This window comes from Pirellulales bacterium (assembly GCA_036267355.1).
Taxonomy (GTDB): Bacteria; Planctomycetota; Planctomycetia; order Pirellulales; family DATAWG01; genus DATAWG01.
Genome location: DATAWG010000095.1, coordinates 11,907 through 26,070 on the forward strand (window position 1 = coordinate 11,907; position 14,164 = coordinate 26,070).

The window sequence follows — 14,164 nt, forward strand, 5'->3', positions numbered from 1 at the left end:
CGGGCAAAAGATTTATTCGCGCCGATCGCGTCGGCGGCGCAACGCGAAAATCAGGCCCACACTGCCGAAGGCCGCCAGCAGAATCGTTGAAGGCTCGGGGACAGCGGCTGGATTGACAGCGGCTGAGTTGACAGCGGAAGTCGCGGTCGGAGCGAACGCGGCAGACTCGCTTCCAATTTTTGACGCGGGCGAAGAGCCAAGCGGGCCGGTGTCCGAGGCCAGCAGGCCTGACACCGTTTCGAGGGCTAATGCATCGGCAGCCGTATTCGACGGCAGAATCGCGAGCACGCGGCTTTCCAGTTGGCTCGCATCCAAACCTGGGTCCGCGGCCGACAATTGCGCGATCGCCGTGATGCGATTTTCCAGCGATTGGCCGGTGGCGCTTGTGATCGCGCCGGAGGCGATCGCGGCTTGGATGGCCGAGAAGGGGTCGCTGGTATCGAAGGGCTCCGTGCTGGTGGAAGCGACGGCCGGCGTTGCACTGGTCGCGGCGATTGAGGAGTTTTGACCGCCCTCTTGGTCGCCGGCGTAGGGCAGGATCGTCACGGTCGAGCCGGCGTTGATCGCCAGCGTGTTTTGCAGAATCTGCGCGGCCGACAGGCTGGCGGCGTTCATGCCATCGCCGACCATTGTGTTCCCGGCATACGTGGTCGGCGATGTGGTTAGCGGGGTGCTGGAGATCACGCCCACGGTTTGCGAGGTGGCGCCGACGACCGACAGCGCGGCATCGCCGCTGTTGCCGAGGCCTGCGGTGGTGATGTTGGCTGCGGTGCTGCCTTGCGACAATGCTTCAGCGCCGGCGAGTCGTAGCGTTGCTCCCGCGGCGACGGTTACGGAGACCGCGCCCGAAACGGTTGCCGGAGAACTGGGATTGAGCGCCAATGTGCCGCCGTTGACGGCGACGGCATTGGCGCCTCCCCAATTCAGCATGCCGCCGATCTGGAGCGTGCCGGAGTTGACCGTCAAGGCGCTGCCGCTTCCGATGCTCACCGGGCCACTGAGCGTGAGCGTGTTGCCGTTGCCGATGACGGTCAGATTGGAGGAGGCGCCGGCGAGACTGAGCGTGCCGGCGAACGTGGTCGAACTGGATTGGCTCACGGTCAGCGTAGCGCTATTCATGTTCAACTGGCCGGCGCCGCTGCCGCAAAGGTTGCCGATCGAAAAGCGGGTGTTGGAGAGATTGACGATCGACAGGCTTCCATTGATGGCCAGCGGAGCGGAGCCGCCGCCGAGCGTGGCCAATGGGGATTGATCGCCGGCGTAGAGCGTGCCGCTGTTGACCGTCGTGCCGCCGCTGTAGCCATTCGCGCCTTCGAGATACAGCATGCCGCCGCCGGTGAGCACGATCGATTGGCCGGGCGTGCCGCTCGAATCGTTGATCGATCCAAAAATAGTCAGCGCGCTGTTGGTCGTGCCGTCGATATTGAAGGTCGTGGTTTGACTGGAATCCGCAAGGCTAAGCGTCGAATCGATTTTCGGCGCCGCGCCGCCAGACACATTCACGATCGCGCCCGAACCGCCGATGCCGTTGCTGCCGCCGTTGTTGTCGAGCGTCAGCGTGCCGCACTTCAGCAGGTACGAGGTGGAACTGCTGTTGAACGTCAGTTGCCCGGCCACGTCGCTGTCGCCGACCGTGACGTCGATTGGCGACGTCGCGCCGGCGACGGCCGGGAAGGTGGCAATCACGCCCGCGGCGCTGGGAATTTTGGCGGGATTCCAGTTGCTCGCGCTGTCGTAGACGCCGCTGATGCTCGAAGCCCAACCGGCCGAGCCATACAAGGGACCGCTTAGTACGATGGTCAGCTCGAGCACGCCGCCGGCGGCGGTGCTTGTCGTGCTGAACGTCGCCAGATCGCCGCTGGGCAGATCGGCCGGATTCAGCGACAGCGCGCTGATATTACCGGGCGTCGGATCGTTGGCGGCCGAGCCAAAGGTCATCAACGAATAAACGCCGCCGCTGAAGACATACGGCGTGGCCGAGCCGGCTTGGAAGAAATTGAACTCGGCCGAGCCGCTTGCGGGGAGCGTCAAAACGCTCGCGGGACTGGCGGTGCTCGTGACGACGATCGAATCGAGCACGCCGGGGCCCGAAGCTTGATAGTTGAGTTGCGAGCCGGCGGCCAACGACAGGGCGCCGACGGTGAGCGTAGCGCCGCCCGCCGGTGCATTGGCTACTCCACCGCCGCTGGGCGCGACGATGCCGCCGCTGGCGACCGTGACTGAGCCGTTGATCGTTCCAGATCCGCTGAGCGTCGCGCCGGAACTGACCGTCGCGCCGCTGGCCAAAGAGCCGGGGCTCGAAACCCGCAAGGTGCCGCGATCGACGGTCGTGCCGCCGGTGTAGGTGTTTGTACCCGACAAGACCAGTGTGCCGAGGCCCGACAGCGTGAGCGACTGAGAACCGCCGGTCTCGCCGATGTTGCCGCCAATCGTAAGCCAGTCGGACGGGTTGGTTACGGTGATCCAGGTGTTCGCGGCAAGCGTAAGGGTGGCGTTGATCGTTTGCGTGCCGATGGCCGTGATCGTGGGAACGGATCCGGCTAGAGCAATCGAACCGGCGCCGCTGGAAACGATCGTGTAAGTGCCGTTGCCGGCAAAGCTGAGGGCGTTGAGGCTTGGCGCGGCGTTTACCAAATCGACCTGCACGCTGCCGGCGATCGAGCCAGCGCCGAATGTGGCCGTGTCGGTGGTGGTTAAATTCGGATCGAGGCCGGGTGCGGCGTCGACCGAGGTTACATTGTTATCCGCCCAATTGTTGTCGGAAGCCCAAGCGCCGCCGCGCGCGTTGGTCCAGGTGCTCTGCCCGCTATACACCTGGCCGACGACGTTGATCGTCGCGGTGCCGAGATTGGAGGATGCGCCGCTGAGAGACGAGTTGTCGGCGAACTGTTCGATGACGGACGTGTTCAAGCTGCCCACGGCTTGACCGCTCGCGAGGGTAGCCGAGATCGAGCCCGACGCGCCCGGCCCGACGCCGGTGAAGCCGGAGACCGTGAGGTTTCCACTCGTGCCGCCGGTCGCCATGAGGGGCACGCGGTAATCCGAAGCCGCCCCGTTGGCGACGTTCAGGCTGTTCGAGCTGCTCGCCGGGTTCGCATAGCCGAAATGGACATCGCCCAGATTCAGCGTGCCGCCGCTGAAGCCGCTGGTCGTGGCATGATCGTAGACGTTCACGGAAACCGAACCGCTTTGAGGACTGTTGGTGGTGTTCGCGGCGATTGCGGTAAAATTGCCCGTCTGACCGGGGCCGACGGTCGTACCCACGAAATCCAGGCCGGAACCGGTCGAACTACCGCTGCTCCCGGCCGGGGCCGTGCCGGTGTCCGAGCCGATCATGCTGGTGCCGGCCGTGGCCGTGAACGCCAGCGCGAAGGAGTTGCTCGGGGCGGTGTTGGACACACTGACAGTCACTGGAGTGCTGCCGCCGGTGACGATCGACGCCGAGGCCGGGGCGGCGAGGACCGTGCCAATCGTGGCCAGATGTTGGAGGTCCAATTCGGTGCCGTTGGCATTTGCCACCAGCGCGTAGTTGGTTGGCACGGTTCCTTGTGTGAAAGCGCCACTTTCCGAGGTGTAAGTCGCGAGCTGATAGACGCTCTGGGTCTGGATGCCGCTGGCGGCGACGCTGATCGCTCCATTCAGCGTCGCGGAGCCGTTGACGGTCAGCAGGGCCGGGGCGTCGTTGCTGAGCCCCAGGTTCAAGGCCCCGCCACACATCGTGAGCGACGCGATCGAGTTGGCATATTGGTGGACATCGAGCGTTCCGCTGGCCGAGATGCTGACGGCCGTGGTGTTCGGCAGTGCGCCCGCGGATCCGGCCACGAACGTGCCGCTTGTGATCGTGGTGCCGCCGCTGTAGGTATTCGCGGCGGCGAGGGTCAATGTGTTCGGGCCTGCTTGAACGACGGCGATCGCTCCCGGTCCGCTTCCGATGGCGCTGCTCACGGTGATCGGGCCCGAACCGCCAAAAGTGATCGTTTGCGATCCGGCCGTGCCCGAAACAATTGGGTCGGCGATCGTGAGTGATCCGCCGGAATTCGTTTGCTGGATGGCGAGGCTGTTGTCGAGCGTGACCGTTCCGCCGGAGAATGTGGCGGCATTGGCGGAGTTGCCGCCGAGCGTGGCGAGCCCGGTGCCGCCTGCAGCGACCGTCATTGAATTGGCAAGCGTGAATCCGCCGCCGATAAACAAATTGGCGGCCGCGGCGCCGGCGGTCGGGCCGAGCGTGACGGCGGCGGCGGAAGGGCCGAGCGCACCGCTCGTGGAGCCGGAATTGCTTACGTCGATCGACAGCGTTCCGGCGGCAATCGTCGTTCCGCCGCTATAGGTGTTGTCGCCGGCAAGCGAAAGTGCACCGGCGCCGATCTTTGTGATTCCGCCGCTTCCAGTGATCTTACCAGCGAACGCGGCTGGGTTGGTGTTGTCGCCGCCGAGGGTCAGGGTTGCCGAGCCGAGCGACACGGTGCCGCCCGAGCCGGCGAGCGAGCCGATCTGCGTGTTGTACTGAGTGGAAGAACCAAGGCTCAACGTGCCTCCGTTCACGGTCACGGCTGAATTATAGCCGAAGGCTCCATTGACGCCGGCGACCGAAGCGATATCCGCTTGCAATGTGCCGTTGCTGACGGTTGTGGCGCCGGTGTAGGTGTTTGCGCCGCTGAGAGTGGTCGTGCCGCCGCCGCTTTGAGCAACAGAGATCATGCCGGCGCCGCCGCCGATCACGTCATTGGTTGTGACGCTGCCGGCATTGTTGAACGTCAATGTCACGGGCGTTGACGCGCCGGCGGTAATCGATGGGCCGTTGAAGGCCACGGTCCCGCCGGTGATCTGCGAAATGGTCGCATTATTGTCGAGCGTCATCGTTCCGGAAAAAGTGGACGAGCTTGTCGTATTGCCGCCGAGTGTGAGCGTGCCGGTGCTGCCCGCGGCAAAAGTGATCGGATTGCTGACCGTGTAGGCGCCGCCGGTCAACAGGCTGGCAGCGTTGGAGCCGGTCGGGGCGCCGAGCACCACGCCCGCCGCCGCCGGCCCGAGCGCGCCGTTGGTCGTGCCCGAATTGCTTGCGCCGACCACAAGCGCGCCGGAATTGATCGTTGTGCCGCCGGAGTAGGTGTTGGCGCCGGAAAGTGTTGTTGCCGCGCCGCTACCGCTCTCGACGACGGCGATGGTGCCCGTAGCGCCGCCGGTGCTGTTGCTGATGACGCCGCTAACCGCGATCGGTCCCGCGCCGCCGAACGTCAAGGTTTGGCCACCGGAAATGCCGGCGCCGATCGGACCGGTGATGGCCAGCGAGCCGCCGGCGACTTGAGAAATCTGGAGCGAATTATCGAGCGTCAGCAGTCCGGAAAAAGTGGATGCGCTGGCCGAATTGCCGCCGAGCCTGAGCGTGCCGGAGCTTCCGGCGGCGACGGTGACCGGATTCGCGAACGTGGCCGCGGCGCTGGTCAATAGGCTTGCGGAATTCGATCCACTGGAAGTGCCCAGCATAACGGCCGCCGAAGAGGGGCCGAGCGCGCCGCTGGTGGTGCCGGAATTGCCGATGCCGATGAGGAGCATGCCCGAGGCGATCGTGGTTCCGCCGGTGTAGGTGTTCAGCGTGCCGAGGGAAAGCGCGCCGGCAGCGGTCAACGTCAGGCTGCCGCTGCCGCTGATCGAGCCGCCGATGGTCAAGGTGTTGCCGTTGGTGACATCGATCGTGCCGCCGTTGCTGCCCAGCACGATTCCGCCGGAATTCGTCAACGTGAAACTGCCGGTGGCCTGCAGCGTGCCGCCGTTAAAATTGATCGCGCTGGCGCCGATGTTCGCATTGCCGGCGATGCTGGCGATGCCGTTGAGATACGTGGTTCCGGAGTACGTGTTTGTGCCCGCGAGGGATGTCACGCCGGGCGCGGAAATCGTTAGCGACGTGGCGCTCGAGCCATTGACGATGTTCGAATTAACGCTGAGCGAACCGTAGTCGATGAGCACGAGCGCGCCAGCTGCGCCGGCGTGGAGCGATCCGCCGGCGATAACCGAACCGGTGGCGGCCGAGGTGACCAGGATTCCGCCGCTGTCGGCAACGTCGTTGGCGCCACTCAAGGTAAGCGTGGAATTTGGATTGGTGCTGAACGTCAGCACTCCGGATTCGATCGCAGCGGTCGCCGAATAACTGGCCGTGATATTCGTTTGACTCGCCGTGTTGCCGGCGAAGGAATTCGTATTGGAATAACTTGCGAGCGCGAGCGGAGCGATCGAGCCGGCGCTCACGGTGGCCCAGGTGCTGCCGCTATTGGCCGTGGCATAGGCCGTGCCGCTGGAATCGACCAAGACACCCGCGGCGCCGGCAACGGCGGATGACGTCAACGCGCCGCCGTCCGGCAAACTGAAGTCGACCGTTGCCCCTGGGTTGCGGGTTAGTGAGCTGAGCGACAATTTGTTGGTCAGCACAATTCCGGCGGAAATGGCCGAGGCGCCGCTGTTGAAGGTGGTTCCATTGAACGACTCCGCCGATGCGATGGGGAGCGTGAATTGCAAAGTGCCGCCGCCGAATTCCAGGGATGGCGAACCACTGGTTACGCCTGAACTGCCGACGCTCAGAATTCCGCCGTTGACGGATACGGTTCCGGCAAATGTGTTCGATGCGGAGAGGGCGAGCGTTCCGGAATCGATCTTGGTAAGGCTGCCCGTGCCGCTCACGACGCCGGCGACGCTCAGGGTGTTGCCGCTGGTGACATCGAAAAGTCCGCCGCTGTTGCCCAGGACAATTGCCCGATTGTTGGTGCCGGCGGCGCCGTTATACAAGCCGAACGTGGCCGTGGCCTTGAGCGTTCCGCCGTTGAAATCGATTGCCGAGCCATTGCCGACGGCGCCGAGATTCGCATCGCTGCTGATGCTGACGACGCCATTCAGATAATTAGCGCCGGTGTAAATGTTCGCTGCCGCGAGGGTTGTTATACCGGGTCCGGAGATCGTCAGCGTCGTGGCGGCCGTGTCGTCGGTAATGCCCGAAGCGACCGTGAGCGATCCGTAGTCGATCAACACGATTTGGTTGGCAGTGCCGGAATGGAATGTTCCGCCGGCGATCGTGGTGTCGAGAGCGGCGGCCGTGACGAGAATCGCGCCGGAGTTAACCAAATCGTCGCTGCCGGTCAGGGTCAGGGTGGTATTTCGGTTGGTGGTAAAGCCGATCACGCCGGTCTCCACTGCGCTCGTGGCGGTGTAGCTCGTGGTGATGCTGGTGGATGCATTGGTTGCGCCGCTGAACGCGTTCGAGTTTGAATAGGTCGCCGCGGCGATCGCTCCGCTAACGACGGTGGCAAAAGCGCTGCCGCCATTCACGGTCGCATAAGCAACGTCGCTGCTGCCGTAAACCAGAATCCCATTGCCGCCGCTGGTGGTGGTCATTGCCGAGGTACTAGTCTGGATGCTGTTGCTCGAAGGGAGCGTGAAATCGATGGTTGCTCCCGCGTTGCGAGCGATAGTGCCGAGAACGAGGTTTGCTCCCAAGGCGCCGCTCGCCGAAATGGTCGAAGCGCCGGCGTTGAGCGTGGTGGCGGAGAACGTTTCGAGGGTGCCCGCGCGGCCGTCGGCGAGTTGCAGCGTGCCGCCGCCGAAAACGAGCGCGGCGCCGCTGCTATCCGTGCTGCCGGCAGCGGTCAGGCTCAATGATCCGGCGTTGACGGTAGTCGCTCCGCTGTAGGTATTTGCGTTGGAGAGAGTGAGAGTGCCGGAGCCGATTTTTGTCAGTCCGCCGCCGCCGCTAACGACGCCGGCAAACGCGGACGGACTTGTGTTGTCGGCGCCGACGGTCAGGGTTGCGGTGCCGAGCGACACGCTTCCTCCCGAACCGGCAAGCGAGCCGACCTGCGTGGCGAGACTGGAAAGACTCAACGTGCCACCGGAGTTGACTGTCAGGGCCGAATTGACACCGAGCGATCCGCTGATGCCTGCCACGGTAGTGACGCCGACGATCACGGCGCCGCTGTTGATCGCCGTCGGGCCGGTGTAGGTGTTCGCGGTGGAAAGCGTCAACGTATCCGCGCCGTTCATGGTCACACCGCCCGAGCCCGAGAATATGCCGCCCAGCGTTGTGCCACCGGATCCCGTGTCGGAGATGGTGAGAAGATTTCCGTCATTCGTCACGGTTCCGCTGATGGTCAATAGCTTGCTTCCGGCGTTGTTCCACGATTGAGCGGCTCCAAGGATGATCGGGGCGCTGATCGTGTTTGCTCCCGCGGAAGACGATTCAGTGATGCCGGAGCCGGCGGCGTTGCCGTTACTGCTGCCGGCCATGATGGTGATCGAATTGGAATTGGATTCGCCCGTCGTTGGCCCGATGGAAACTACGCCTGAGTTGGTGAAGTTCAAACTATTGATCGTGAAGCTTTGCCCGAGCGTTTGGATTAGATTGCCGGCCCCCGTGGCGCTTTCGAACACGTTCGTGGTGCTGATGGGAAGGCCAGTCGTGCTTCCGCCGCTTGCCGCCAGCCAATTGGTGATGCCGGCGGGAGTTGAATTCCAAACCGACACGCTGCCATGGCCGCCGATCCAATATGCGTTGGCGGCGGCCCCTTTGGCAGTGCTGAGCATCACCGACGTGGCGGAACTGGTGAGATAAGCGACATAGCCGGCAGGAGCCGAATAACTTCCGAGCGTGATCGCAGTGGGCACGCTGCTCGATGCGTAGGAAAGAAGAGTGTACGGCCCGCCGAGCGTGGCGCCGCCGAGGGGGGAGAGGTTGATCACCGCGCCGGCGGCGTTCATGGACAGTTGTCCATTGGTGGTTATCGCGTCGGCCGCGCTCGCGCTGTAATTGAAATTCAATACTGCTGCGCCCGATGTGCTACCGCCGAGCGTGAGATTTGTTGTCGCGTTTGTGTCGATCGCCAGGGTGCTTGGGTTGCTCTCGGAAGTGCTGAAGCCGAGCGTGCCGATACCGCTTGTGCCGCCGACGGTGACGCCGCCCGCGCCGCCTGCGCCGATGGTGTGGTTGCCGTCGACGAGCAGCGTGCCGCTATTAGCGCCGCTGCCGACGGCGACCGCCGTGTTGCCAAGCGACCCGCCGGCGAGGGCCAGTGTTCCGCCGGATATCGTGGTCGCGCCGGTGTAGTTGTTCGCTGCGGAGAGCGTGAGCACGCCGCTACTTAGCGTCAAACCGCCCGAGCCTGTAATTGCGCCGCCGATTGTCGTGCCGCCGCCTCCGGTGCCGGCGACCGTCAATACATTTCCAGCAGTTGCGATCGGACTATTGACGGTCAGCAGATTGCCGCTGTTGTTGGCCCACGACTGGCTTGCGGCGAGGGAAATGCCGAGCGAATTGGCAAACGTTTCCGCGCCACCGCCCGCAGCCACCGTAATGCCGCCGGAGCCGATTGCCAGCGTCTGGCTGCCGGCGCCGACGAAATTGAAAGCGCCGGGATCATTGTTGAAGCTGATTCCGGAGACGGCGACATTCGTTGTAAGCGAAACTGCGTAGGAACCACCGCTGCTGCCGGAACTGTAGCCGAAGGCGGCCGAGTCGCCGTTGGTCCAGGTGGAATCGCCGGACCCGGTATACCAGAAGGAATCAATTGAATCCCAATTTGCCGATCCGTCGATCTGCTGGCCGGTGGGATCCCAGAGGAGCGTTTGGCCGCGGGCAGTGCCGGTTGAGACAAAAAATAGAGCCGCGACCAACAACATTCCGCAAAGGTAACTGCGGATATTTGTCGGCAGTATCACCCACCGGCCGCTGACCGTCTGCCCCATGGCGCACTCCCTGACCTAAAACAAACTGTCAGAAAAAGAGAAGCACGTCCACATTACGTCCGATCGAGCGGCGCAGCAGCTAACCGTCTCGCTCGGTAACCGTATGGACCTGACAATTTAATCGTCGGTCGGAAGCGATACAACTATTGCCCCGCGAAATGTCGACAAAATTTTTATGTGACGATCGGGCCAATCCGGAACGTAACCGGTCGCGGCCGTGCGGCATTGGTTGCAGAAAAGCCGTTCTATGCGGCGCCGTCTCAGCCCAGCAGCAATTGCAAATCCTCGGCGGTGAGGTTGCGGAGCGGGCTGTTGTCGGCCGAGATGATGGCGTCCGCCAGATCGCGTTTCTTGTTCTGCAATTGCACGATCTTTTCTTCGACCGTGTCGCGGGCGATCAGGCGATAGGCGAACACATTCCGCTCTTGGCCGATGCGGTGCGCCCGATCGACTGCCTGCGCTTCGACGGCGGGATTCCACCAGGGATCGAGAATGAACACGTAGTCGGCAGCCGTCAGGTTCAGGCCTTGTCCGCCGGCCTTGAGGCTGATCAGAAACAACGGGCAATCGGGATCGGTTTGAAAACGTTCGACCCGTTCTTGCCGCTTGGCGGTTTTGCCGTCGAGATATTCATAGACGATCTTGCGGGCGTCCAGTTGCCGGCGGACGATTGCCAACAGGCTCGTGAACTGCGAAAAGACGAGCGCTTTGTGCCCCTCGGCAATCACTTCCGAGAGGCGCTCGAGCAGCGTGTCGAGCTTCGAGCTTCCGGCGGTCGCCAGTTTCTTATCGAGCAATCCCGGATGACAGGCCGCCTGGCGCAGGCGCAGTAGCGCTTCGAGCACGTGGATCTTCGACTTGTTGACGCCGACTTGCTTGACGCGTTCGAGCAGCGATTGGCGGTAATGGTCGCGGAGCTCGTCGTACATTTTGCGCTCGGGGCCGTCTAGCTCGCAGAGTAGGGTCTGTTCGGTTTTCGCGGGCAATTCGCTGAGAACTTGCTGCTTGGTGCGGCGCAGCATGAATGGGCGCAGGGCTTTCGACAGCAGCGCCAGATCGGCGGCGGGTTCGTGAGCATCTTCCGGCGTGCCGTTGGCGCGGCGACCGCGGCGGCTGGAGGAGAAGCTTTCATGCAGCTTCTGATTTTGGCCGAGCATTCCCGGGTTGAGAAATTCGAATAGCGACCACAGTTCGCCCAAATGGTTTTCGACGGGAGTGCCGGTCATGGCCAGCCGCCGCCGCGATTGCAGGAGCCGGCAGGCCTTGGCCGATTGCGACGAAGCGTTCTTGATCGCCTGGGCCTCGTCGAGAATCGCGTAGTCGAAGTGCAGGTCGCTGAATTTAGCGATGTCGCGCCGCAAGGTGCCGTAGGTGGTGACAACGAGATCGTGCTCGTGCAATCGATCGAGATTGGAATGCCGCTCCGTGCCGATGTATCGGAGCACGCGCAAACCGGGGACGAATCGCTTGGCCTCTTCGATCCAATTGAAGATGAGACTCCGCGGGACGACCGCCAGCGACGGAGCGGTCGCGGCCTCCGCGGCGCTTGGGGTGCCGGCTGCGCTCGTCGACCCGGCCGCGCTCGTCGACCCGGCCGCGCCGTGGGCTGCTGCGTCGCCGTGTGCCGAGCGCTGTTGGCGGCGTTCTTCGAGCAGTGCCAAAACCTGGATCGTTTTGCCCAAGCCCATGTCGTCGGCGAGACAGCCTCCGAATGCGAAATCGTCGAGAAAATGTAGCCAGCCGAGCCCCTCGCGCTGATAGGGCCGCAGCTCGCCGGTGAACGACGGCGGCTCGACACGCGGCGTGATGCCCTCGAAGGAATGCAATCGCTCGCGAAGTTGGCCGAATTTCTCATCGACGGAAATCCGTTGCGACTGCTGCGCCGCGAGCAGGGCGTCGATCAGCGCGGCCTGCGAGGGCAAAAACCGAACCCGGTCTCCCTCGCTATGGCCGAGCTCGACCAGATTTCCGAACTTCGCCAGCCATTCGGCGGGAAGCATGCCTTGCGAGCCGTCGTCGAGCTGGACGAACTGCTCCCCCCGGCGCAAGGCGGCAAGCAGCTTTGGCAGGCTCGCGCTGACGCCGCCGAAATCGCACGAGCCCCGCAGGTCGAACCAGTCGACCTGGCTCTCGACGTGCAGCGAGAGTTGGCCGGGCTGCCGGAACACGCTGCCTTCCGCTTCGATCCTCCAGCCGGCCGCCACCAATTGCCGCACCAGCGCCGGCATTTTGGCCGGCTTCAACGAAAATTGCCCTTTCTCGTCTGGCGCGCGATATTTCTCGAGCGTCGCGCCGGCGGCCAAGAGTTGGTCCCGGGCTTGGCCTTCCGCGGCAAGATCGCGGCGAAGCGCCCGCCGCGCGCTCGGCTCGTACCATGCCGCCGGTCCGGCGCCCCATGCCGCCGAGCGCTCGCCGTAGTCGAACTCGAGCAGGCAATTCAAATCGTTCTGCCAATTTCGCTTCGACTTCGCGATGGTCAACTGCGGACACGCGGTTGGGCTGACCTCTTCCCACTTCAATTCGCTCGGCCATTCGACTGCCGGCAAGCTCGGCAATTCGGCCATCGTCGTCACGAACTCTTCCTGTTGCTTGAGGGGCACCAGCCAAGGCCCCGCCTCTTGCAGGGTTTGCATCCAATGAAATCCGCCGGCCGGATCGAACCGGGCCATGCGATCGGCGAACACGACAATGCCCGTGTTTAGCAACAGCAACGGGCGGCTCAGTTCTTCCACTTCCGCGCCGCGCACCAGCTTGCCCTCCAATTGCCATTGTTTTCCGTCGTCGGTCTTGGAGACGAGCAATCGGAACTGCCAAGCCGGTCCGTCGTCCCATGCCAATGTCCTGACGGCGTCGCTCTTCGGCCAGTCTTCCGGAGGCAACCAGCCGAATCGGCCCGACGCACACAATCGGGGCAAGACGATCTCGGCCATCGCCGGCGCGATGGCAAATTCGCCGTAGGTGGAATAATCCTCGTAGATGGAGAGCGAAATCGAGAACGAGTCGTGCTGGTTGCCCACCAACAATTCCAGCAGCGCGCGGTCTACCGGCGACTCGGCTCGAGCGATGTCGAGGCGATCGATCCGAGCTTCTTTGAGCTTTCCGGGTTGGCCGTTCTTTTTCATCGTGCGTGCCGCGAGAATTACGCAAGTCGAGCCGTTCGCGCGAGACGCGACCAGATCGAGCAAATACCAGAATTGCCGCGGTTTGGCGGCGGAACGGCCTCGAACGGCATCTGGCGCGGCGGACGCTTGTTGACGGGCGTTCAACAGCGACAGTTGTCTCTTCCAGGGGGGCGGCAGGGGCTGGTTTGCCTTGCTCGTCCGGTGGGCAGATCGAGCAACGACCGACGAACCGGGACTATTTCCGTCGTCCGCCGCATCGGGTCCTTCCCACACGACGCCGTCGAGCTCGTCTTCGACGAATTGGCCGTCGATCGAATCGTCCTGCTCGTCGAACCCGTCGGGTGATCGCAGACCGATATCCGCACCTTCCAGATCGAGTTGCTGGTCGCCCGGCACCAGCTCGCCGAAGCCGCGTGCGTCGGCTTCCATGATCGCGGCAACAAGGTGCTTGCAACTCCCCATTTCCTCGAACCGCGGGCAGGTGCATTCGGCTAGGATGTAGCCGTCAAGCGCTTCGGGCCAAGCGATCCGAACGCGATAGGGAGATTTGCGCGAGCCTTCCACCCTCGCTTCAAGAGCTTCGAGACCGGCCCCTACGATGTTGGCAAAGCCGTTGCGGAAGTATTCCGTTCCGCTCTTCCGATCATGGCTGTCGAACTCACCTATAAGACGGCTCCAAAGCGTCGGTCGTTGCATGAAACGATCCTTGTCTGCTAGCAATGCTAAATGCGGCCGCGCTCGTTCGGGCCGATGGTGCCCTTTCCCGCAATTCTCAGAATTCTATCCTCAAAACACCGACGGAAAACCCATCGCTCGGCGCCACGCGGAGAGTTGGCCGAGATGGGTTGCAAAGTGCGAGGTCATCAGGCCCAGCACCATCGCGCCCACGGTGGGAAAGCGGTTGCGCATCGGCTCGGGCGTGGGTTGGGCCAACGCTTCCGCGGTGGCGTTCGCCGCCGCATCGCCGAGGCGGCCGTGGGCTTCTTCGAACGCCTTCAGCAATTCGGCCTTCGACGGATAACGGCTCCGATCCGTCGACGGCTTCGCACCCATGCCGAACAGTTCCTTCCATTCCGCGCTTGCCGCCGGGCCAGGCGGTTGGCCCGAGAGCGCCGCAGCCCGGCTATCGTGCGCCCATGCCAGATGCCCAAGCAGAAACGCCGGATGGTTCATCACCTGCCCAGGCGCCGGCTCGGCACACAGCTTCTCATCCGGCACGTCGGCCACAAGCTTCTGTGCATAGCCGAGCATCATGTTGTAGGTCGGGCGGGCAAGTTCGAAAACGTCGGGCATGGGACGGCTCCTTAGCGGCTAATGGG

Annotated in this window: 3 protein-coding genes; all 3 read right to left on the reverse strand. The window is 63.4% G+C overall.

Translation table 11 applies throughout. The features are described from left to right. Window positions 1–12: 12 nt before the first annotated feature. The 3 genes from VHX65_14660 to VHX65_14670 all read right to left on the reverse strand — a co-directional run bounded on the left by VHX65_14660 (window position 13) and on the right by VHX65_14670 (window position 14,138). Window positions 13–9,723 carry an autotransporter-associated beta strand repeat-containing protein gene (locus tag VHX65_14660; GenBank protein HEX3999789.1) on the reverse strand — a complete coding sequence of 3,237 codons (9,711 nt, stop codon included), beginning with the start codon at window positions 9,721–9,723 and terminating at the stop codon, window positions 13–15. Window positions 9,724–9,983: 260 nt separating this feature from the next. Beyond that, window positions 9,984–13,541 carry an SNF2-related protein gene (locus VHX65_14665; protein HEX3999790.1) on the reverse strand — a complete coding sequence of 1,186 codons (3,558 nt, stop codon included), beginning with the start codon at window positions 13,539–13,541 and terminating at the stop codon, window positions 9,984–9,986. Window positions 13,542–13,631: 90 nt separating this feature from the next. Continuing rightward, a complete protein-coding gene (locus VHX65_14670) occupies window positions 13,632–14,138 on the reverse strand; it encodes a DinB family protein (protein ID HEX3999791.1) in 507 nt (168 codons plus the stop codon). Window positions 14,139–14,164 lie beyond the last annotated feature (26 nt).